Annotated in this window: 26 protein-coding genes; 15 read left to right on the top strand and 11 right to left on the bottom strand. The window is 64.4% G+C overall.

Annotation, left to right across the window (positions count from 1 at the left end; translation table 11 throughout):
• Positions 1–21: 21 nt before the first annotated feature.
• The 6 genes from R3P95_RS04485 to R3P95_RS04460 form a co-directional block, all read right to left on the bottom strand.
• Positions 22–876 (bottom strand): ABC transporter permease, encoded by an 855-nt coding sequence (locus R3P95_RS04485; RefSeq protein ID WP_317547400.1) that lies wholly within the window; start codon positions 874–876, stop codon positions 22–24.
• Positions 877–886: 10 nt separating this feature from the next.
• Positions 887–1744 carry an ABC transporter permease gene (locus tag R3P95_RS04480; RefSeq protein ID WP_149405331.1) on the bottom strand — a complete coding sequence of 286 codons (858 nt, stop codon included), beginning with the start codon at positions 1742–1744 and terminating at the stop codon, positions 887–889.
• A complete protein-coding gene (locus tag R3P95_RS04475) occupies positions 1741–2712 on the bottom strand; it encodes a daunorubicin/doxorubicin resistance ABC transporter ATP-binding protein DrrA (RefSeq protein ID WP_068051396.1) in 972 nt (323 codons plus the stop codon). Before R3P95_RS04475 ends, R3P95_RS04480 begins: the two co-directional genes overlap by 4 nt.
• Before the next feature lie 122 nt (positions 2713–2834).
• The gene (locus R3P95_RS04470) at positions 2835–3788 is read right to left on the bottom strand and encodes an AurF N-oxygenase family protein (protein ID WP_149405332.1); all 954 of its coding nucleotides are present in this window, start codon (positions 3786–3788) and stop codon (positions 2835–2837) included.
• Between the two features lie 34 nt (positions 3789–3822).
• Positions 3823–4725: a prephenate dehydrogenase dimerization domain-containing protein gene (locus R3P95_RS04465; protein WP_317547399.1), complete on the bottom strand. Its 903-nt coding sequence runs from the start codon at positions 4723–4725 to the stop codon at positions 3823–3825.
• Positions 4726–4737: 12 nt separating this feature from the next.
• Positions 4738–5232 carry a hotdog fold domain-containing protein gene (locus R3P95_RS04460; protein ID WP_317547398.1) on the bottom strand — a complete coding sequence of 165 codons (495 nt, stop codon included), beginning with the start codon at positions 5230–5232 and terminating at the stop codon, positions 4738–4740.
• Positions 5233–5723: 491 nt separating this feature from the next.
• On the opposite strand from R3P95_RS04460, the gene rpsJ reads away from it, so the two are divergent.
• The 11 genes from rpsJ to rpsQ are packed head-to-tail and all read left to right on the top strand — an operon-like array spanning position 5724 to position 11024.
• Positions 5724–6029 (top strand): 30S ribosomal protein S10, encoded by a 306-nt coding sequence (gene rpsJ, locus R3P95_RS04455; protein ID WP_003938093.1) that lies wholly within the window; start codon positions 5724–5726, stop codon positions 6027–6029.
• A 14-nt stretch (positions 6030–6043) separates the two neighbouring features.
• Positions 6044–6709 carry a 50S ribosomal protein L3 gene (gene rplC, locus R3P95_RS04450; RefSeq protein ID WP_027496309.1) on the top strand — a complete coding sequence of 222 codons (666 nt, stop codon included), beginning with the start codon at positions 6044–6046 and terminating at the stop codon, positions 6707–6709.
• Positions 6706–7383, top strand: a complete 678-nt coding sequence (gene rplD, locus R3P95_RS04445; protein ID WP_008718317.1) for a 50S ribosomal protein L4 — start codon at positions 6706–6708, stop codon at positions 7381–7383. The genes rplC and rplD overlap by 4 nt, the downstream gene beginning before the upstream one ends.
• Entirely contained in the window at positions 7380–7685 is a 306-nt protein-coding gene (rplW, locus tag R3P95_RS04440; protein WP_027496310.1) for a 50S ribosomal protein L23, read from the top strand. The genes rplD and rplW overlap by 4 nt, the downstream gene beginning before the upstream one ends.
• Positions 7686–7724: 39 nt before the next feature.
• Positions 7725–8561 (top strand): 50S ribosomal protein L2, encoded by an 837-nt coding sequence (gene rplB, locus R3P95_RS04435; protein ID WP_008718311.1) that lies wholly within the window; start codon positions 7725–7727, stop codon positions 8559–8561.
• A 13-nt stretch (positions 8562–8574) separates the two neighbouring features.
• Positions 8575–8856, top strand: coding sequence for a 30S ribosomal protein S19 (rpsS, locus tag R3P95_RS04430; RefSeq protein ID WP_008718309.1), 282 nt, complete (start codon positions 8575–8577; stop codon positions 8854–8856).
• Positions 8853–9275 carry a 50S ribosomal protein L22 gene (gene rplV, locus R3P95_RS04425; RefSeq protein WP_037188319.1) on the top strand — a complete coding sequence of 141 codons (423 nt, stop codon included), beginning with the start codon at positions 8853–8855 and terminating at the stop codon, positions 9273–9275. The genes rpsS and rplV overlap by 4 nt, the downstream gene beginning before the upstream one ends.
• Positions 9275–10084, top strand: a complete 810-nt coding sequence (gene rpsC, locus R3P95_RS04420) for a 30S ribosomal protein S3 (RefSeq protein ID WP_027496312.1) — start codon at positions 9275–9277, stop codon at positions 10082–10084. Before rplV ends, rpsC begins: the two co-directional genes overlap by 1 nt.
• Before the next feature lie 3 nt (positions 10085–10087).
• Positions 10088–10504 (top strand): 50S ribosomal protein L16, encoded by a 417-nt coding sequence (rplP, locus tag R3P95_RS04415; protein WP_027496313.1) that lies wholly within the window; start codon positions 10088–10090, stop codon positions 10502–10504.
• Positions 10504–10749: a 50S ribosomal protein L29 gene (gene rpmC / locus R3P95_RS04410; protein ID WP_032376634.1), complete on the top strand. Its 246-nt coding sequence runs from the start codon at positions 10504–10506 to the stop codon at positions 10747–10749. Before rplP ends, rpmC begins: the two co-directional genes overlap by 1 nt.
• Positions 10746–11024 carry a 30S ribosomal protein S17 gene (rpsQ, locus tag R3P95_RS04405; RefSeq protein ID WP_032376635.1) on the top strand — a complete coding sequence of 93 codons (279 nt, stop codon included), beginning with the start codon at positions 10746–10748 and terminating at the stop codon, positions 11022–11024. The genes rpmC and rpsQ overlap by 4 nt, the downstream gene beginning before the upstream one ends.
• 64 nt (positions 11025–11088) lie before the next feature.
• Here the strand turns inward: rpsQ and R3P95_RS04400 are convergent, their stop codons facing one another.
• From R3P95_RS04400 to R3P95_RS04385, 4 genes are read right to left on the bottom strand one after another with little or no spacing between them, the layout of a single operon-like run.
• Complete coding sequence (locus tag R3P95_RS04400; RefSeq protein WP_317547397.1) at positions 11089–12411, bottom strand: AIM24 family protein; 1323 nt, start codon at positions 12409–12411, stop codon at positions 11089–11091.
• Positions 12412–12439: 28 nt separating this feature from the next.
• Positions 12440–15565, bottom strand: coding sequence for an ATP-binding protein (locus tag R3P95_RS04395; RefSeq protein WP_317547396.1), 3126 nt, complete (start codon positions 15563–15565; stop codon positions 12440–12442).
• Positions 15566–15582: 17 nt separating this feature from the next.
• Entirely contained in the window at positions 15583–16248 is a 666-nt protein-coding gene (locus R3P95_RS04390) for a hypothetical protein (RefSeq protein WP_068051373.1), read from the bottom strand.
• Entirely contained in the window at positions 16245–17282 is a 1038-nt protein-coding gene (locus tag R3P95_RS04385; RefSeq protein ID WP_317547395.1) for an endonuclease domain-containing protein, read from the bottom strand. Before R3P95_RS04385 ends, R3P95_RS04390 begins: the two co-directional genes overlap by 4 nt.
• A 238-nt stretch (positions 17283–17520) precedes the next feature.
• On the opposite strand from R3P95_RS04385, the gene rplN reads away from it, so the two are divergent.
• The 4 genes from rplN to R3P95_RS04365 are packed head-to-tail and all read left to right on the top strand — an operon-like array spanning position 17521 to position 18971.
• Entirely contained in the window at positions 17521–17889 is a 369-nt protein-coding gene (gene rplN / locus R3P95_RS04380; protein ID WP_032397538.1) for a 50S ribosomal protein L14, read from the top strand.
• Complete coding sequence (rplX, locus tag R3P95_RS04375) at positions 17890–18207, top strand: 50S ribosomal protein L24 (RefSeq protein ID WP_008718278.1); 318 nt, start codon at positions 17890–17892, stop codon at positions 18205–18207.
• Position 18208: 1 nt separating this feature from the next.
• Positions 18209–18781, top strand: coding sequence for a 50S ribosomal protein L5 (gene rplE / locus R3P95_RS04370; RefSeq protein WP_008718275.1), 573 nt, complete (start codon positions 18209–18211; stop codon positions 18779–18781).
• Between the two features lie 4 nt (positions 18782–18785).
• Positions 18786–18971, top strand: a complete 186-nt coding sequence (locus tag R3P95_RS04365; protein WP_008718273.1) for a type Z 30S ribosomal protein S14 — start codon at positions 18786–18788, stop codon at positions 18969–18971.
• A 93-nt stretch (positions 18972–19064) separates the two neighbouring features.
• On the opposite strand, the gene R3P95_RS04360 is transcribed toward R3P95_RS04365, so the two are convergent.
• Positions 19065–19763 carry a DUF6885 family protein gene (locus R3P95_RS04360; RefSeq protein ID WP_317547392.1) on the bottom strand — a complete coding sequence of 233 codons (699 nt, stop codon included), beginning with the start codon at positions 19761–19763 and terminating at the stop codon, positions 19065–19067.

The following is a 19763-nucleotide window of genomic DNA, read 5'->3' as shown; positions in this document are numbered from 1 at the left end:
GGTCGACCGGAGCCACTTCGATCAGCCGTCCGACGACGCCTTCTTGTAGCCGCGAATTGCCGGGATCAGAAACACAACTGCCATTCCGAGTGACCACGCAAGAGTTTGCAACACCGGTGTCAGGACCGGACCACCCATTGCCAGGTTTCGCATTGCATCGACCGCCACCGACATCGGCTGCGCCGCGACGACCGGTTGAAGCCATGGCGGGTAGGCGAGCACGGGTACGAAGCCGGCGTTGAAGAACATGAGAAGCGTGGCGAAGATCGACACGACTTCGACCAGGGGTGCGTCGCCGGCGACGGTGGCCAGGAATGTCACCATGACCGCGAACCCGATACCGAACACGATCGGCACCAGAATCAACAAGATGCCGGCCGGAATTCCCTGGGTGAATCGGAACCCCATCGCGACACCCGCCAAGGTGATGACGATGGTGGTGACGAGCACTCGAACTGCTTCGGCGATCATCCTGCCCAGCAGACCGGCGGCACGATGCGTCGGTGTCGTCCAGAAGCGGGACAGCAAACCCGATTTACGTTCGCCCTTGAGGCCGACCGCGCTGACGATGGATCCGAACATCGCTCCGACGAGAGCGATCATCGGCACCTGGCCGTAGATCGCCGGCGCTCCGGTGGCCGCGGAAATCGAGTTTCCGAGCACGACACGGAACATGACCAGCATCAAGGCGGGGTACAGCAACGCCTGAATCATCGTCGACGGATCGCGCATCCATCGCATCAACAGACGCTTGGCCTGGATCAGACTGTGGGTCCAGAGGGCACGGACAGACCTCTCGCCCAGGACCATGTTGGGTTCGGGGAAGGTCAAGCCGGACACGCGGGTCGTGTTCACCGACGCTTCGGACATCGTCATGTCGGACTCTTCACTCTGGCCTGGAGCTCGCCCAGATGGCGAGCGGTACGAAGAACAGGATCAATCCGGTCACCCACGCGAGCGACGGCCACAACACCTGGAAGGTGACTCCTCCTTCGGCCATATCTCGCATTGCGAAGGAGAACTGCGAGATCGGCTGGTTGCGTACGAACGGTCGGATGAGTTCCGGGAATCCACTTTCCGGAACGAACCCGCACGACGCCATCCCGAGAATGAGCTGGGGGAGGGTCAACACCTGGCTGGTTGCTTCGGGACTCTTCGACAGAGTTCCGATCGCATCGGCCCCGATCGACAACGTGGTGCTGATCAGCATGGCGAGTGCGCAGAACAACAGGGCCTGACCGAACCCTGCCGTGAAGCGAAAACCGATGACATAGCCGAAACCGAGGGCGGATACGAGCGAGACCAACGAGCGGACGACACCGCTCGAGATTCGTGCCACGAGTGGCACGCCCCGTACGACGGGCATGGTCTTCAACCGTGAGTTCAGACCACTCATCGCCTCGGCCGAGGCGCGCTGTGCCGCCGAGATCGCGGTGAACGCCATGGCCTGCAACACGATGATCGGCATCAGGAACTGGGCGTAATCGATGCCCTGCAAACCCATGACGAACTTGAGAGGCAGATAGAAGCCGACGGTGAAGATGAGCGGTGCGATGACTGCGACCAGCAACTCGCCCTTGGTCAGCATGGTCCACAGTGCGCGGCCGGTGAGGGCCTGCCACTGCACGAACCCCGACGGCTTCGTCCTCGACCGCCGCTTCGGCTGCTGAGCGGTCGAACCGACATCGGCCCGTTGGACGGTTCTGGCCTTCGAATCGGCGACGCCTCGCGTAGTGGCCGTCACGGTGTGGTGCTCGTCTGCGAGTGCCCGGTGAGCGTGAGGAACACGTCATCGAGCGACGGGCGGCGCAGAGCAATGTCGGCGAGCACGATTCCCCTCGCATCGATACGCCGCAGAATCTCCGACAGCGTTGCCGCGCCGTCGGGTGCGGGAACGGAGAGCCGGTCCGAGGCAGCGGTGATCTCGGCGTGAACTGCAGCGGGGACCATGTCGCCCAGGGCTTCGGCGGCCGCACGGAGTTGGCCGGGATCGAGAGGAACGACCTCACAGTAGCTTCCGCCGGTCATTGCCTTGAGATGGTCCGACGTGCCCTCTGCGATGACCGTGCCCTTGTCGATGACGATGATGTTGTCGCTCAGAACGTCTGCTTCTTCGAGGTACTGCGTCGTCAACAGCACGGTGATGCCCTGCGCCTTGAGTGCCTCGACCAGCGACCAGACACCCTGCCGGCTGCGTGGGTCGAGTCCGGTGGTCGGCTCGTCCAGGAACACGACCTCCGGCCGCACGACGAGGCCACAGGCGATGTCGATGCGGCGACGCATACCACCCGAGTAGCCGCGCACGGGGCGCTTGCCGGTATCGGAGAGGTCGAACTCGTCGAGCAGCGCCTTGGCGCGGGCCTTCGCGGCCTTCTTGTCCAGACCCATCAGACGACCGAAGAGCTCGATGTTCTCGCGGCCGGACAGTGTGTCGTCGAGGGCCGCGTACTGCCCGGTCATCATGATCGAGCGGCGTACTGCCGGAGCGTCGGTTGCGACATCGTGACCCGCCACGAAGGCTCTGCCGCTGTCGGGTGCGATCAGGGTGGAGAGCACCTTCACGGTCGTCGTCTTGCCTGCACCGTTCGGGCCGAGAATGCCCAGAACTGTTCCCCGCTCCGCGGAGAAGCTGATGCCGCGCAACGCTTGCACATCGCCGAAGGACTTGTGTACGTCCTCCACGTGTACGGCTGCGTGTTGAGCTGACGACATCGAATCTCCGAGCTGTCGGGGGGAGTGGTGGGACCGGACCCCGTGGAGTCGAGGGCCACTACTTGATAGCGAAATTCGCCGTGGATGTTACGTGGAGGGGCGTCGTTGCGTGAGTTCCGCAGTCAGCCCCAGTCGATATCGATACTGTTCTCGACGTCGAGTTTTCGGCACAGAGACCGCAACCCGCTGTAGTCCTGAACCAACGCTCGCCGGCTCTTGTCCTGCTCGACATCGGCGAGCATCGCCTCGGCTCCCAGCACGCCTTCGAGTTCGAGAATGCGTCCCCAGGTGGAGAAATCGCTGCTCGAGAACGCGTCCATGCCATCGACGAGGCCGTCCAGGAACTTCTGCCGGTCGTCGGGACCGAGTCGCTCGAAGACGATCGCGGCCATGTCGTCGGCGATGGACGCATGGCAGTACTCGTCGCGGTTGTGCAGCTTGACCGTTGCCCGATTGATGGGCTGAATGACGTCGTCGTCCTCGATCAGGTCCAGGTACGACGTGATGGAGATCTCTGCAACCGTCATGAACGCGAGGGAGCTGATCGCGGCCGACCAGGGGTCGTCACTGTTCGCCTGTGCCGCGCGTTGCCGGCGCACGGTGGAGCTGAACGGCAGAGAGCGTTCCGACAGGGCCCAACCGCGCCCGCGCCTGGTGGCTGCGCTCGCGTTGAGGTGCATGAGGGTGTGGTACTGCTCGTCCACCATGGCCTGGGTCACCGCAACTGCGAGGGTGTCACCCATCCCGGTCTCGAACACGTCTTGCGCCAGCAGGGCGAAGCCGGGATGAACGACATGCTGCTCGACGTCCATCACGTTCTTGTTGAACGCGATCCAGCCCCACGCCCGAAGTCGATTCTGTTGCTCGGGAGTGGCACCGGTGAAGGTGTCGTGCTCACCGAACGGAATCAGAGCGTCGGGGAAATCCTGCTTGGCGACGTCGAACAGATCGTCCAGTTCGGGTTCGGGCTTCTTGACCGTCGCGCGTTGTGACCAGTTCTTCGCCAACCGCGCGACGACGGCGCTCTCCACGACATCTGTGGAGTCGAATTCCGGCAACGACGGTTGCTCCAACATCGCGTGCCCCCGCTTTCCGCTCGTCCGACTGCGGCTATCGGTTACCGCCGCTGCCTCGAACGATACCGAACATCTCCGCACACAATGCTCGATACTGATCGCCGTTCCCGCCCAGAGCGGCTTCGGCCTGCGTCAACAGGCGAGCGAAGTCGGCCTCGGAGCCGGAATCGACGGTCTCGCTCACCGTCTGCGTCGCTCGATGCAGCGCCGCCCTGGCATCGGCGGCGTGCGGATTGCCTGCCTGAACATCCCAGTAGACCTCGGGTTCACCGCCGGTGATGCGCGCCAGCACCGCGAGCACCGTCGCGTGTGGGGGAGGCGAAACGGCGTCGATGTCGACGAACGGAAGGTCCAGTTCGGCCAGAGCCAGGCCGAACGCCAGCACACTGGCGTGTGTCAGCGCCTGCGTCGCGGCGGCGAGGCGATCATGGCGTGCAGCGTCGAGGAGCACTACTCGACCGCCCCACCGCGAAATTCCCTCGAGGAAGAGATCCACCGGCGGGCCGGGTCGGTGCACGACGGCGGCGACGGGACGTCCGGCCATTCCGAGCGACGGGGCGAACATGGGATTGATTCCCACCACGGCACCGATCGGACGTGCGCCCTGCACGTGGCGCGAGAAGCCGGACTTGACCGACAGGGTCTCCACCAGCAGAGCGTCGGGCCGCAGCGCAGACAGGTCCGCCGCCAGCGCCACGGATTCGGGCACCGCCAGAATGACCGTCGCCGCACGTGCCAGCACCGCTTCGAGCTGTTCGTCGGGCGCAGTGATGTCACCGACCGTGACGGGAAAGGCGTCGGGACCGTCGTCGATGTCGACGACGGTGACCGAAGCGCCGTCACCGCGCAGCAGGTCGACCATCAGACGTCCGACCGCTCCCGAACCTCCGACCACAATCACGGAGTTGTCGGGCTCCGACCGCGTCACCGAGTTCATCGGTCGAGTATGTCAACGAGATGCGGCAGAGACCCAGATGGTGATGTCCGCGTGCACCACCTCCGCGCCGGCTGTGTCTCGGATCGCGACCGGCACGACGATGTCGATGCCATCGGTGACCGTCCCGAAGTCGGGGAGCTCGTCGAGTGCGGCGATCGCGCGCAGTGATGTGGTGGCCTTCGTCAGATACTGGACCGTCATCGATTTGGGGATCCATCGGTGCGAGGTGGGGACGGTCGCCTCGGCGAGCATGCCCATCGCGACCTCGGCGAGGTTGCAGGCCGCGATGGCGTGGAAGGTGCCCAGGTGGTTTCGAATGCCGAACCACTTGGGGGCAGTGACCTCGCAGCGCCCCGGCTCGAGCGCGACGACACGGGGCAGTACGGATGCGAAGTACGGAACCCGTAGGCACATGCCGACAGAGAAGAGGGTGGAGCCGATACCGTTGTTGGGTAGCTTCGACCAGGCGCGATAGGTCGCGCCGGTGGTGTTCTCGACGGTGGTCATGGCGCTACCTTACTGCTCGGTAAGGTAGCGCGGTGACGATCGATCGGCCCCGAGTTGATCTGATGCCCGGTCTGCGGCATACTGGTCGGGTTGCCTGGACACGGGACGCGCATGCGTGCGGCCTGACACAGGTGAGTCGGCCGTAAAGCCGACTGAGCAAGAACATGAGACCAGCGCTCCACGTGAGCGCGTCCGGAACACCAGCTCGATCGGTGCGGATTTCGTTGGATTCGGATGGTTGAAGCGAAAGTTTCAGCCCAGAAGAATGAGCGGAATCGCGACACGCCCGACCGCGTGGACCGGAGAACCATGACAGATGAAGAGCGGCAACGGAATCAGGTCACGCCTGGTCGTCAACGTTTTTCACTGTCGTGTGTGCACGAAGGCAGTTCGAGTCGGTGGGTTTCCCACGGCTCGGGGACTGTGCAGACGAGGTGGAGCAGGCCGAACGGCCCGTTCTACGACCAAGCGGCAAGAAAAGGACACTAAGCGTGGCGGGACAAAAGATCCGCATCAGGCTCAAGGCCTACGACCATGAGGCGATCGACGCGTCAGCGCGCAAGATCGTCGAAACGGTCACCCGTACGGGTGCCCGCGTCGTCGGACCGGTGCCGTTGCCGACAGAGAAGAACGTGTACTGCGTCATTCGTTCGCCGCACAAGTACAAGGACTCGCGCGAACACTTCGAGATGCGTACTCACAAGCGGCTCATTGACATCCTCGACCCGACACCGAAGACGGTGGACGCGCTCATGCGCATCGACCTCCCGGCCAGTGTCGACGTCAACATCCAGTGAGCGCGGAGACAACGATGACTGATAACAAGAACCGGCCTGCAACAGGAATTCTGGGCACCAAGCTCGGAATGACCCAGGTCTTCGACGAGAACAACCGCGTCGTTCCGGTGACCGTGATCAAGGCAGGCCCCAACGTGGTCACCCAGATCCGCACCCAGGAACGTGACGGCTACAGCGCCGTCCAGGTCGCATTCGGTGCGATCGACCCGCGCAAGGTGAACAAGCCCACCACCGGCCAGTTCGAGAAGGCAGGTGTCACGCCGCGTCGCCACATCGTGGAGATTCGCGTTGCCGACGCCTCGCAGTTCGAGGTCGGCCAGGAACTCACCGCTGCAGTGTTCGAGGACGGCGCTTACGTCGACGTCACCGGCACCAGCAAGGGCAAGGGCTTCGCCGGAACCATGAAGCGTCACGGCTTCAAGGGTCAGGGCGCGAGCCACGGTGCACAGGCCGTGCACCGTCGTCCCGGATCCATCGGTGGCTGCGCAACGCCCGGTCGCGTCTTCAAGGGAATGCGCATGTCCGGACGTATGGGTGGCGACCGCGTCACGACGCAGAACCTCTCGGTCCACAAGGTGGACAGCGAGAACGGTCTGCTGCTGATCAAGGGAGCGATCCCGGGCCGTCGCGGCAACGTCGTGATCGTCAAGTCTGCATTGAAGGGTGGTGCACGGGCATGACCAGCCTCGAGAAGAACACCGAGACCAAGCTGACGCTCGATGTCAAGGAAGCCGGCGGCAAGACCAACGGCACCGTCGATCTCCCCGCGGAGATCTTCGACGCTCCGGCGAACATCGCGCTGCTGCACCAGGTCGTCATCGCACAGCTGGCAGCTGCTCGTCAGGGAACCCACTCCACGAAGACTCGTGGCGAGGTTCGCGGCGGCGGCAAGAAGCCGTACCGGCAGAAGGGCACCGGCCGCGCCCGTCAGGGCTCGACCCGCGCTCCTCAGTTCGTCGGCGGTGGCACGGTCCACGGACCGCAGCCGCGCGACTACAGCCAGCGGACCCCCAAGAAGATGAAGGCCGCCGCATTGCGCGGAGCCCTCTCGGATCGGGCCCGCAGCGAGCGTCTGCACGTCATCACCGAACTGGTTGCCGGACAGGTTCCGTCCACCAAGGGTGCGAAGACGTTCCTCGCCGAGATCTCGGACCGCAAGAAGGTCCTGCTCGTCGTCGGCCGCGAGGACATCGCAGCCTGGAAGAGCGTTCAGAACCTGGACGGCGTGCATCCCATCGCACCCGACCAGCTCAACACCTACGACGTGCTCAACGCCGATGATGTCGTTTTCAGCGTGGAAGCGCTGAACACCTTCATCGCTGGGCCTGCAAAGAACGAGGAGGCAAGCAAGTGACCACGATCGCCGATCCCCGCGACATCTTGCTGGCACCGGTCATCTCCGAGAAGTCCTACGGACTGATCGAAGAAGGCACCTACACGTTCCTGGTGCACCCGGACTCGAACAAGACGCAGATCAAGATTGCCGTCGAGAAGATCTTCGACGTCACCGTGACCAGCGTCAACACGATGAACCGTCAGGGCAAGCGTAAGCGGACCCGGTTCGGTTACGGCAAGCGCAAGGACACCAAGCGCGCGCTCGTAACGCTCTCCGCCGACAGCAAGCCCATCGAGATCTTCGGAGGTCCGGTCGCGTAAGCGACTGGGACTCTTCGGATATAGAGGACGAGAAGACTCATGGCAATCCGTAAATACAAGCCGACAACCCCGGGCCGTCGTGGCTCCAGCGTTTCCGATTTCGCTGAGATCACGCGTTCGACCCCCGAGAAGTCGCTGATCCGCCCGCTGCACGGTCGCGGTGGACGTAATGCACACGGTCGTATCACCACCCGGCACAAGGGTGGCGGTCACAAGCGTGCGTACCGTCTCATCGATTTCCGTCGTAACGACAAGGACGGCGTGCCGGCCAAGGTCGCTCACATCGAGTACGACCCCAACCGCACCGCGAACATCGCACTGCTGCACTTCGCAGACGGCGAGAAGCGCTACATCGTCGCACCCAAGGGCATCGCCCAGGGCTCGCCGATCGAGCAGGGTGCCAATGCCGACATCAAGCCCGGCAACAACCTGCCCCTGCGCAACATCCCGACGGGTACGACCATCCACGCGGTCGAGCTCCGTCCGGGTGGTGGCGCCAAGATGGCCCGCTCCGCCGGAGCGAGCATCCAGCTCCTCGGTAAGGAAGGCCCCTACGCCACGCTGCGTATGCCGTCCGGTGAAATCCGTCGCGTCGACGTGCGCTGCCGCGCAACCGTCGGCGAGGTCGGCAACGCCGAGCAGTCGAACATCAACTGGGGCAAGGCCGGCCGCATGCGCTGGAAGGGCAAGCGCCCGACCGTTCGTGGTGTCGTGATGAACCCGGTCGACCACCCGCACGGTGGCGGCGAGGGCAAGACCTCCGGTGGACGCCACCCGGTCAGCCCCTGGGGACAGCCGGAAGGCCGTACCCGCAAGAACAAGGCGAGCGACAAGCTGATTGTCCGTCGTCGTCGTACCGGCAAGAACAAGCGCTAGGAGGGAGTTCAGAATGCCACGCAGCCTGAAGAAAGGCCCGTTCGTAGACGATCACCTCCTCGCGAAGGTTGACGTCCAGAACGACAAGGGAACCAAGCAGGTCATCAAGACCTGGTCCCGTCGATCGACAATCCTGCCCGACTTCATCGGTCACACTTTCGCCGTCCACGACGGTCGCAAGCACGTGCCGGTGTTCGTGTCCGACTCCATGGTCGGCCACAAGCTCGGGGAATTCGCACCGACCCGCACGTTCAAGGGTCACATCAAGGACGACCGGAAGGCGAAGAGGCGATGACCAACTTCACCCCCACCGCCAATCCGACTGCCAAGGCCGTAGCGAAGCACGTTCGCGTCACGCCGATGAAGGCACGTCGCGTCGTGGATCTGGTTCGCGGGCGCTCCGTCGAGGACGCGCTCAACATCCTCAAGTTCGCGCCGCAGGCAGCGAGCGAGCCGGTCGCCAAGGTGATCGCCTCCGCAGCGGCCAACGCCGAGAACAACCTGGATCTCGATCCCAGCACACTGATCGTCGCCACTGCATTCGTCGACGAGGGTGCAACCCTCAAGCGATTCCAGCCGCGCGCTCAGGGCCGGGCATTCCGGATCCGCAAGCGCACCAGCCACATCACGGTGATCGTCGAAAGCCTTCCCAAGACCGGCGGAACGTCTCGCAACCGTCGTAAGGGCCAGGCGTCCAAGGAAGGGGCTCAGTAGTGGGTCAGAAAATCAACCCGCACGGCTTCCGCTTGGGTATCACCACTGACTGGAAGTCGCGCTGGTACGCAGACAAGCAGTACTCGGAGTACGTCAAGGAAGACGTCGAGATCCGCAAGCTTCTTGCCACCGGCATGGAGCGCGCAGGCATCGCGAAGGTCGAGATCGAGCGCACCCGTGACCGTGTTCGCGTGGACATCCACACGGCACGTCCGGGCATCGTCATCGGTCGTCGTGGCGCCGAGGCCGACCGCATCCGCGGAGCTCTCGAGAAGCTGACCGGCAAGCAGGTTCAGCTCAACATCCTCGAGGTCAAGAACGCCGAGTCCGAGGCTCAGCTCGTGGCCCAGGGTGTTGCCGAGCAGCTCAGCAACCGCGTCGCATTCCGTCGCGCAATGCGTAAGGCCATCCAGTCGGCCATGCGTCAGCCGAACGTCAAGGGCATTCGTGTTCAGTGCTCCGGCCGTCTCGGTGGCGCCGAAATGTCGCGCTCGGAGTTCTACCGCGAGGGACGCGTTCCCCTGCACACGCTCCGTGCCGACATCGACTACGGACTGTACGAGGCCAAGACCACCTTCGGCCGCATCGGCGTGAAGGTCTGGATCTACAAGGGCGACATCGTCGGCGGACGGCGTGAACTCGCTGCCGCTGCGGCTCCGGCCGCCGGTGCAGACCGTCCCCGTCGTGAGCGTCCCACTCGTCCGCGTCGCAGCGGTGCCTCGGGCACCACGGCGACCAGCACCGAGGCCGGCCGCGCGGCATCCGCAACCGAGGCTCCGGCCTCGACCGAGCCCACTCAGGAGGGCTGACGCATGTTGATCCCCCGCCGGGTCAAGCACCGCAAGCAGCACCACCCGAAGCGTTCGGGTGCCGCCAAGGGCGGAACTCAGGTGACATTCGGTGACTACGGCATCCAGGCTCTCGAGCCCGCCTACATCACCAACCGTCAGATCGAGTCCGCTCGTATCGCGATCACTCGCCACATCAAGCGTGGCGGCAAGGTCTGGATCAACATCTTCCCGGACCGCCCGCTCACCAAGAAGCCTGCCGAGACTCGCATGGGTTCCGGTAAGGGTTCGCCCGAGTGGTGGATCGCCAACGTCAAGCCGGGTCGTGTGCTCTTCGAGCTGTCGTACCCCGACGAGACCATCGCGCGTGAGGCACTGACTCGCGCCATCCACAAGCTGCCCATCAAGGCACGCATCATCACCAGGGAGGAGCAGTTCTGATGGCTACCGGAACCCCAGCCGCAGAGCTCCGCGAGCTCACCGGTGAAGAGCTGGTCACCAAGCTGCGTGAGTCGAAGGAAGAGCTGTTCAACCTTCGTTTCCAGATGGCTACCGGCCAGTTGGACAACAACCGTCGACTGCGCGTGGTGCGCCACGAAATCGCGCGTATCTACACGGTGCTTCGTGAACGTGAGCTCGGCTTGGCCTCTGGTCCTTCCGAGGACACAGCAGGTGACGCAGCATGAGCGAGGAAAACACTGTGACTGAAGAGCGCAACAACCGTAAGGTTCGGATCGGCTACGTCGTATCCGACAAGATGGAAAAGACGATCGTGGTCGAGCTAGAGGACAGGGTCAAGCACCCCCTCTACAGCAAGATCATCCGTCGCACAACCAAGGTCAAGGCACATGACGAGAAGGGCGACGCCGGCGTAGGCGATCGTGTTCAGCTCATGGAGACCCGTCCGCTGTCCGCCACGAAGCACTGGCGACTGGTCGAGGTTCTCGAAAAGGCCAAGTAGTACCTGCACACAAATGCCCGCTCCCTTCCTGGGAGCGGGCATTTCTGTGTTCCGGCCGCGCGGCCTACCTGCCCAACAAGCCGCCGAGCGCGCCGCCCACACCGGCCTGCTCACCACTGCCGCTGCCACCGATCATCCCGCCCGGCGGCTGCTCCGACGGCTGCACGACGACAAACCCTTGGCCCGCGAACTCGAGGGTGAACCGCTCACCGGTCGATCGACCGATCAGCGTGCCGAGACCGAACGAATCGTTCTTCTTGACTCTCGTCTGCAACGAGGACGACCACGCAACCGCAGCCTGCGGATCGGCGAAGGTGGGCTGATCGACGTTCAGCACCACCGGAATCCCGTCCGTGGTGATGGCGATCCGTCCGCGCCCGGTGAACACACAGTTGAAGAAGCCCGCGTTACCGCCTGCCGCAGCACCCTGCACACGCTTGACGTCGTAGCTCAGCGTGGACTCGAAAGCCAGGACGTTGGCACCGTTGATGGTCAGACCGTCGGACCCGTCCAGGTCGATCAGATGGACGTCCTGAGCTGCGTTGGCGAGAAAGAGATCGCCCCGGCCCGTGACTTTCATCAGAGGTACACCCTCGCCCGAGAGCGCCTGCTTGAGCGCCCGGCCGATACCACCCGAGCCCTTCGCCTCGAACCGGAGATCGCCCTGGTACGCGACCATCGAACCGGCCCGGGCCATCACGTCACCGTTCATCCCGATTCGGCACATCTTGCTGCCCTGCTTCTGAATGCCCGAGCCGGGAACCTCGGCGTGGGCGGGCGTGAACAATTCACTTCTCATGGCCATGACTCCTCTAGGGACGGGTGAATTCACGGGTGGCGCAGCGGCGTCTGCTGATGGCTCGTCGGGAGTGTCGGGCGTCGGCTCGTCGTCTTCGACACTGATGCCGAACGCCGTGGCCAACCCAGCCAGACCATCGGCGTAGCCCTGGCCGACGGCACGGATCTTCCACTGCTCGCCGCGGCGGTAGAACTCGAGACACACCAGCGCGCTCTCGTCTCCGAGTGCATCGGCAGTGAATGCGAACAGGGCTGTGTCCGACGCATCGGACACCGTCACCGCCGTCGGACCCGCAGCCGCGAACGTTGCCGGCCCCGTTCCGTCGAGGGACGCGGCAACGGCCACGGTATCGACGCCGGCGGGGACGGCGGTGGCGTCGAACATCAGCAGGTGCCCGGTCGATGCACGGCGATACTCGACACCGGGGGCGGATGGCTGGTTGTAGAACACCAGGTCCGCGTCCGAACGGACCCGCCCGTCCGGCCCCAGAAGCAGCGCGGAGACGTCGACCGAGGTCGACGCTGCGAGTGTCACCGTCAGGGGACCGGCAGGAGCGGGGCAGTTCTCCCCGCGTGCGAGGGTTTTCATCGAATCCAGTGTGCCACTGTCGAGGGCGTCAGGACTGGCGCGCCAGCTCGATGACCTCTTCCTCGGTCGGCGGACTCTTCGGATGGTAGGACAGGCACAGCGGAGTGGCCGTACGACGGAATTCTGCGCCCTCCACGGCCGCGTAGAACTGACCGGCGGGCAGGCGTCCGACGTCGGGAACCGAGCCACCCTTCACGCGCGCCATATCTTTGGCTGCCTCGACCTGCGAGGGACTGTTGAGCAGGCCGTAGAACTGAGTGGACGCATTGCCGGCGATTCGATTGTGCAGACCTTTCGGGGCCTGGGTGGCGAACACCAGGCCGAGTCCGTACTTGCGTGCCTGCGAGGCCAGAGCGAGAGTGCTGTGTGTTGCAGCGGTCGTCCTGTCCGAGGGCGCGAAGTTCTGCGCCTCGTCCATCACGAACAGCCCACCCAGCGGCCGGTCGCCCGCAGGGTTCTTCTTGATCCAGGCGAACAAACCCATCTGCAGCTGGTTGACGAAGCTCTGCTTCTGCTCGTCGGTGGTCAGGCCGGCGAGGTTGATCACCGAGACCCTGGCCTTCTTGCCCTCGGCAGGAGTGAGCAGAACGGCCGGATCGACCGGGGTACCCGCTCCCGCGAACATCGGATCGTTCGCGGCGGCGGCCTTGAGATTCTCGGCCAGTCCGGCCGCGATGCGCACCGCATCGCGCATCTCGCTGGCGTCCTCGGGGAACTCTTCCAACAGGTCGATGAAGGCGGTCAGGTCCCCGCCCTGCGGCCGTCGACCGAACAGATCGAGCGCTGACTTCAACACGGCCCGACCGTGTTTGGCCTTCTGTGACGTGCCCAGAACTCCCGCAGCCGGTTCGAGTGAGGCCAGTGCCGACTCGACGGAGGCCTCGAACTCGTCGGCGTCGCCGAGGACGCTGACGAAGTCCGGAAGTGGCTGGAAGCTCAGCGGCCGACCGGAGGACTTGCGCGGCGTCCAGACCACGACGTCGGTGTCGCGCAGATACGCGGTCGCCTTCGCTTCGTCCCCCGGTGGCCACGTCCTCTCGTCCTCTGGCCAGGCGGTGCCGAGCCGAGCCAGGTCGTTGTTGACGTCGAGTACGATCGCCGAAACTCCCTGCAGCGCACACTCTTCCACCAGGCGACGGATCAGCACCGTCTTGCCCGAACCGGAGCCCGCGAAGATCGCAGTGTGCTTGCGCAACGCTTCGAGTGGAACGGCGACGTCCGCACCTGTGCTGAGTTCGGCACCGACCACGATGGACGGCCGCCGCGGTGCCGCAGGCTGCGCTGCGACGCTCGGCGTCTCGGGTTCGATGAGGGCTGTGTCGTCGTCGACGACACTGACAGCGGGCAGCACCGCCCGGAACAATTCCACATCGTGCGCCGGCTTGCGTGCGAGCAGCCAGGACGTGAGTGCGGGGGAGTTCTCGGTCAACAGGATCGACAACGCCGCCAGAGCCCTGCGGTCCTCGTCGCCGAAGGGCACCACGATGCCGCCGGCGCGGCGCAGGGCCGCGATTGTCTGCTCGGTTTTCGCGCCGTTCGGCCACGGATCGTTTCTGATCAGGATCAGCCGACGCCTCGGCATGTCTATCCGCAGGCCAGCCGTCGTCACTGCCCGTTCCACTCGGGCCAGCGCGGCGCGGGCGTTACCGGACGTGACCGCGCGGAAGCACCAGTGCTCTTCGTCGTCGGTATCGGTGTCGACGGTGTGGCGCAGGCGAGCGTGCAGCGCAGGCTTGCCGCTCGGCGGCGGATCCTGGGCCAGGCTGTCGTCGGACGACTGATGCTCGTGAATCCACGCGGTCAGGCCCGCGGACAGCAGTGCGGGAACGATCGAGTCCTCGCTGTCGGGTCGGAGCGGAATCGAGACGTCGACCTGCTCGCGAAGTTGCTTGTAGCGATCGTCGAGCGCGTCGAGTTCGTTGACCCGCGCAGTGGGTAGATCCGGCGCATCGGCCGGACCCGACCGGTCGGTGAAGCTCTCCAACTCCGACGCGACGCCGGCGTCGAGGCAGTGCCTGATGTGGCGATCGACGGCGATGAGCAGCTGGCGCGGAGTGAAATCGGGGGCCTGCTCGAACGCGTCGGGCGCGACCGGCCACGTGGGGTGCGGCGGAGTGAACCCGGCTTCGAGGAAGCACGCTGCCAGACGTCGTCCGAGAAGGAGGCGTCCGATGTCCGACGATGGAATCGGCTTGAGCGACTGAGTGACTCGGAAGCGGTCACGCATCGGCGCGACTCCGCGCGCGGCGATCAGTTCCCAGGCGCTCGACAGCGCAGAAAGTACCGAGGCGGTGCGGGGGAGGGTCTCGCGTAACGACATCAAGCCGTGCGCGAGCTGCTCGACGACCTTGTCTTCCTGAGCGTCGGCGAACTCCTGGTCCGATCCGGTACGAGACTGCGCCACGAGTGTGTCGATCTGGTCGATCGCGAGAATCGTCGGACCGGTGATAGCGAGCAGACGCGAGATGTTCTCGGCGATGCCCTGATGGCCGAGTTCGGCCCGGCGGATGCCCCAGGCCGAGAACTCGTCCGGATCGACATCGTCGATCGATTGCAGGTATGCGTCACCCAGGTCCTGAACTGCCGAGTCGGGGGCGATGGACAGCACGAGTGCGCGCAGCGTGTGCTGCGACGTCCGGCGGTGGCGGGGGTGAACCTTGTACACCGCGGTGACGAAATCGTTCAACGTGTCCGCGTCGATCATGTTCTCGCCCATGATCTTTGCGCGTTGATCGTCGGGAATCTCGCCGATCTCGCACAGGCGTCGGAGCAACAGCCCGAGCTGGCTGTCCGATCCGCGGCCGGACGGACGCATCAGGTCGTCGAGCATCCCCATCAGCGTCGAGCGCCAGAAGCCGGCAGCGTCGAGCAACCTGATCAGGAAGAAGTAGCCGCCCTTGAGCTGCACTTCTTCGCGCACCTGGCCGAGCAGGTGCGTCTTGCCCGAACCGGCCGGGCCGCGCACGACGACCCCGAGCGGACTGGCGTCGTCGGAGGCGTCCGCGTCGTCGTATGCATTCATCACTTCGAGGAACACTCGTTCGTGCATTCCCGGCACGTGCACGTTCGACTGCGAACGCCACACGTCGTCGGGGGTCGGTGCCCAGCTCAACCGCACCGATTCGAGAGCTCTGATCTGCTCGTTGTCCGTCATCGTCGACTCAACGCCCATCATGGTTCGATCGAGAGAAGGTGGTTCTGCTGATTGCCGACGATGACGGCCGCGGCTCGTTCCTCGTCGGTCAGTGTCTTCTGATTTTCTTCGGGTATCAGCGAGACATCCGCCGCACGACGCAGACGCGCCAGGGCGTCGTCCAGATCGGTTCTGGTTATGTCGCGCAACTCGTTTCGCAGGCGCGAGAGTCGCACGGTGCTGCCGGGTTCGCGCGCGATCCGGGCATACGCCGCGCGAATCGAGGCTTCGATGTCGACGGTATCGGAATCGACGGCCTTCTCGTCGATTGCAGGTTCGTCGGGTGCAGCCTCGTCTCCGCGGGGCGAGAACACGTCTGCCGGACGGCTGTCGGTGCGGTCGAGCCACCGACGCAACCCGGCCAAGACGGTGAACATGGCCTTTCCTGCTCCCGCCGACCGGGCCGGTGGCTCACCGCCGATGAGTTCGCCGCAGGTGCGCCAACCCTTGTCGGTCAGTTCGAGAGTCATCGGGCTGACGGACCTATTCACCTCGATCAGGCCCAGGTCCTTCAGCTTGTCGCGGGATGGCCTCTCCAGGTTGGGACCGAGCGTCTTCAGTACAGAGTTCTTTACCGGACTTGCTTCGGCCATCAGAACGAGCAGCACTGCTACTTCGGTCCCGTTCAGGTCTTCGGTGCTCATCGAGGATCCCCCTTCGATCGTCTTCTCGATACTGCCTCGCGGATGGTAGCGACCACACGTTGCGGATCGTCGATCACCTGAGCATTGGTGAAGCGCAACACCATGTAGTCGTGTGTCTGCAGCTGGTTGTCACGGACGCGGTCCTCGGCGAACCGATCGACTGCCCGGTGCTCGTTTCCGTCGATTTCCACCACGACCTTCTCGGTGCGCCACAGTACGTCGACCGTGAACGGTCGGCTGAGCTCGTCGAGCCGGATCGAGCGGTTGTGCTCACGCCCGGTGGCCCAGTCATGGGCGTCCAGCGCGCGGCACAGACGCTTCTCGGGTTCGCTCGCCGGGTGGGGGTGACCCGCGATCGGGGGATAGCTGAGCGGCCGGAATCGATCGAGGACCGTGCTGACGCCGTCGGGTACTTCCGGCGCACGTACCGAGACCGACGGGAATCGGTCCACGCTCGACGCCCCGTCGCCCGTCACCCAGACCCCTGCCCCGGCGTGGGCGCACAACCATTCCGCTGCTCCCGCGACGACTCCGGCGTCCGTTCCGACGGGCACGACCAACACGAGGGCAGCAGTGCTTCTGTGCTGCGCGGAGGCAAGTACTCGGGCCGACCCTGCTGCTCGGGTCTCGACGGTGAATGCGGTTCGACGCGGCGACCGCCCCGCGACTGCGGCATCTGCGAGTGCCGCGACATACGGACCGAAGTGCGCTGTGTCGCCGGCGAGCCGCACAGCGGCGGCGCGTGCAGCGCGTCGATGCAACGTCGACGAGTCTTCCTGATGGTCGAACTCCGTGAGCAACAGCGGAGCCGAGTCGACTGCAGCGTTCTCGAGTTCTGCCACCACCGCATCGACGAGATCGGCGGCACGATTCGCCGTCGCCGGATCGACCGCGAAGAACACGATCGAGGGCGCGTCGGACGGCAGAGGGTTCACGGACTCGGCGAGTTCACGCTCGGTGGCACCGTGCAGTCGGACGACCCGATCCAGTGGCAGACTCGACCACCAGTGGCCGCCGTCGCCCGTCGACGTCATCGCCGCGCCCCGCTGATCCGAAGATGTCCCATCCCCGAAACCGTACCGAGAGTTCCGGGTCGGCAAGCGGCGGCCGGTGCTCGCGCGATGGCGATTTGGAACCCGAGGGGCCGTTCCCCTACACTTGACCGGTTGCCTGTGGCAGCGGTGTGTCTTCGTGCGCCCGCTCTCGGCAGCCGACCGCGCGTGTCGGGACGGAAATCCGGCACGTACGTACATCCAGGTCAAGGAGAAGTTAGTGATTCAGCAGGAGTCGCGAGTACGCGTCGCTGATAACACGGGCGCGAAGGAAATCCTTTGCATCCGCGTTCTCGGTGGTTCGTCACGTCGCTACGCCGGAATCGGCGACATCATCGTAGCTACGGTGAAGGACGCCATTCCCGGTGGAAACATCAAGAAGGGTGAGGTCGTCAAGGCCGTCATCGTCCGCACCATCAAGGAGCGTCGCCGTCCGGATGGCTCGTACATCCGTTTCGACGAGAACGCTGCGGTGCTGATCAAGCCCGACAACGATCCCCGTGGAACTCGTATCTTCGGCCCGGTCGGCCGTGAGCTGCGTGAGAAGAAGTTCATGAAGATCGTCTCGCTCGCCCCGGAGGTGCTGTAAATGAAGGTGCACAAGGGCGACACCGTTCTCGTGATCGCAGGCAAGGACAAGGGTGCCAAGGGCAAGGTCATTCAGGCCTACCCCGCTGACTCCAAGGTTCTGGTCGAGGGTGTGAACCGCATCAAGAAGCACACCGCGGTCTCCGCCAACCAGCGCGGCGCATCCTCGGGTGGCATCGTCACTCAGGAAGCCCCGATCCACGTATCGAACGTCGCAGTGGTCGACTCGGACGGAAACCCCACTCGCGTGGGCTACCGGACCGATGAGGAATCCGGCAAGCGCGTTCGTGTTTCCCGCAAGAACGGGAAGGACATCTGAGATGACTACCACCGAAAACATCGCGGGCGAACAGCCCCGCCTCAAGGCGCGCTACCGCGCCGAGATCAAAGACGCCCTGAACACCGAATTTGCATACGAGAACGTCATGCAGATCCCCGGCATCGTCAAGGTCGTCGTCAACATGGGTGTCGGCGACGCCGCCCGTGACGCCAAGCTGATCAACGGTGCAGTTGCCGACCTCGCTGCCATCACCGGCCAGAAGCCGGAGATCCGCAAGGCTCGCAAGTCCATCGCACAGTTCAAGCTGCGCGAAGGAATGCCCATCGGCGCACGCGTCACCCTCCGTGGCGACCGCATGTGGGAGTTCCTCGACCGTCTGGTCTCCATTGCCCTTCCCCGAATCAGGGACTTCCGCGGCCTCTCGGGCACGCAGTTCGACGGCAACGGAAACTACACGTTCGGCCTCAACGAGCAGTCGATGTTCCACGAGATCGACGTGGACAAGATCGACCGTCCGCGCGGCATGGACATCACCGTAGTAACCACCGCAACCAACAACGAAGAAGGCCGCGCGCTGCTCAAGCACCTCGGCTTCCCGTTCAAGGAGAACTGAGTCCATGGCGAAGAAGGCATTGGTCAACAAGGCCAACAAGAAGCCGAAGTTCGCGGTGCGTGCATACACTCGCTGCAACCGCTGCGGCCGTCCCCATTCCGTGTTCCGCAAGTTCGGCCTCTGCCGTATCTGCGTGCGCGAGATGGCACACGCCGGAGAGCTTCCCGGAGTTCGCAAGAGCTCCTGGTGATCTGAGGCCCTCGGGCTTCACCACACCACGCTGATGGGCGTGGGTTCCTCTCGGGGAACCCACGCCCATTTCGTGTTTCTCAGGCCCGGAGCTTCATACCGACCACACGTCGTGTCGTAGATCGAGCGATCGGGTCAGAGCCAGTGCGGCATCGCGATCATCGCTCTCGACGATCACGAGCAGGCCACGTTCGGACATCGCCGACGCGAAAGCATCGGCGGAGACGGTCCTACATCCGGGTGGCATAGTTGGGTCTCCGAGTTCTCGATAGGTGTCGGCAATCGCTACTCCGTCCTCGGCTGGGTCGAATCCCCAGACGGTCACGAAATGCCCTACGTTCCAATCGAATTCGGTCAACTCTGCAGTATGTACATTCGCCAGCACGCTGAATCGGAACTGCGCGTCCGCGAGGCGGGAAAGAAACAGACGCAGTCTCCCGGCACCGGGTCCCCTGATCGGAACAACGGAAACACGGTGGTCGGTCGCCGTCTCGATGCCCGCCGCGAGACCTGCTGCTGTGGTCCCGGCTGCATCGATCGATGCAGCCCTCGGCAGTACATCCCACCCGTCGGTGGTCCGGGGCGATCCAGGGGGACGCGCCGACTCGACCTCGATCGGCCAGATCGCGGATCCCGATGCGACCGCGAGTGCCGTGACATCCGGTGCGTCTTCGTCGAGAACAGCGGTCAACGCTACCGATGCCGAGAACGGTCCGCAGAGTTGATCCGGTTGCGGCAGAACACGATCGAGTGACGAGACGATTGCACCTGCGCCAGGGAACCGTCGCAGCAT

It is taken from the genome of Rhodococcus cercidiphylli (assembly GCF_033042225.1).
In the GTDB taxonomy this organism is placed as follows: Bacteria; Actinomycetota; Actinomycetes; order Mycobacteriales; family Mycobacteriaceae; genus Rhodococcoides.
This window is presented reverse-complemented; position numbering and strand designations above follow the sequence as displayed.

What these genes read in the sequence shown, in the direction of transcription:
- R3P95_RS04395 (WP_317547396.1), bottom strand. Translation starts at nt 15,565, where the DNA reads ATGACGGACAACGAGCAGATCAGAGCTCTCGAATCGGTGCGGTTGAGC.
- rplP (WP_027496313.1), top strand. Translation starts at nt 10,088, where the DNA reads ATGTTGATCCCCCGCCGGGTCAAGCACCGCAAGCAGCACCACCCGAAG.
- rpsS (WP_008718309.1), top strand. Translation starts at nt 8,575, where the DNA reads ATGCCACGCAGCCTGAAGAAAGGCCCGTTCGTAGACGATCACCTCCTC.
- R3P95_RS04485 (WP_317547400.1), bottom strand. Translation starts at nt 876, where the DNA reads ATGACGATGTCCGAAGCGTCGGTGAACACGACCCGCGTGTCCGGCTTG.
- R3P95_RS04475 (WP_068051396.1), bottom strand. Translation starts at nt 2,712, where the DNA reads ATGTCGTCAGCTCAACACGCAGCCGTACACGTGGAGGACGTACACAAG.
- rplV (WP_037188319.1), top strand. Translation starts at nt 8,853, where the DNA reads ATGACCAACTTCACCCCCACCGCCAATCCGACTGCCAAGGCCGTAGCG.
- rpsQ (WP_032376635.1), top strand. Translation starts at nt 10,746, where the DNA reads ATGAGCGAGGAAAACACTGTGACTGAAGAGCGCAACAACCGTAAGGTT.
- R3P95_RS04365 (WP_008718273.1), top strand. Translation starts at nt 18,786, where the DNA reads ATGGCGAAGAAGGCATTGGTCAACAAGGCCAACAAGAAGCCGAAGTTC.
- rplC (WP_027496309.1), top strand. Translation starts at nt 6,044, where the DNA reads ATGACTGATAACAAGAACCGGCCTGCAACAGGAATTCTGGGCACCAAG.
- rplX (WP_008718278.1), top strand. Translation starts at nt 17,890, where the DNA reads ATGAAGGTGCACAAGGGCGACACCGTTCTCGTGATCGCAGGCAAGGAC.
- rpmC (WP_032376634.1), top strand. Translation starts at nt 10,504, where the DNA reads ATGGCTACCGGAACCCCAGCCGCAGAGCTCCGCGAGCTCACCGGTGAA.
- R3P95_RS04390 (WP_068051373.1), bottom strand. Translation starts at nt 16,248, where the DNA reads ATGAGCACCGAAGACCTGAACGGGACCGAAGTAGCAGTGCTGCTCGTT.
- R3P95_RS04465 (WP_317547399.1), bottom strand. Translation starts at nt 4,725, where the DNA reads ATGAACTCGGTGACGCGGTCGGAGCCCGACAACTCCGTGATTGTGGTC.
- R3P95_RS04470 (WP_149405332.1), bottom strand. Translation starts at nt 3,788, where the DNA reads ATGTTGGAGCAACCGTCGTTGCCGGAATTCGACTCCACAGATGTCGTG.
- R3P95_RS04385 (WP_317547395.1), bottom strand. Translation starts at nt 17,282, where the DNA reads ATGACGTCGACGGGCGACGGCGGCCACTGGTGGTCGAGTCTGCCACTG.
- R3P95_RS04460 (WP_317547398.1), bottom strand. Translation starts at nt 5,232, where the DNA reads ATGACCACCGTCGAGAACACCACCGGCGCGACCTATCGCGCCTGGTCG.
- rplE (WP_008718275.1), top strand. Translation starts at nt 18,209, where the DNA reads ATGACTACCACCGAAAACATCGCGGGCGAACAGCCCCGCCTCAAGGCG.
- rplB (WP_008718311.1), top strand. Translation starts at nt 7,725, where the DNA reads ATGGCAATCCGTAAATACAAGCCGACAACCCCGGGCCGTCGTGGCTCC.
- R3P95_RS04400 (WP_317547397.1), bottom strand. Translation starts at nt 12,411, where the DNA reads ATGAAAACCCTCGCACGCGGGGAGAACTGCCCCGCTCCTGCCGGTCCC.
- R3P95_RS04360 (WP_317547392.1), bottom strand. Translation starts at nt 19,763, where the DNA reads ATGCTGCGACGGTTCCCTGGCGCAGGTGCAATCGTCTCGTCACTCGAT.
- rplD (WP_008718317.1), top strand. Translation starts at nt 6,706, where the DNA reads ATGACCAGCCTCGAGAAGAACACCGAGACCAAGCTGACGCTCGATGTC.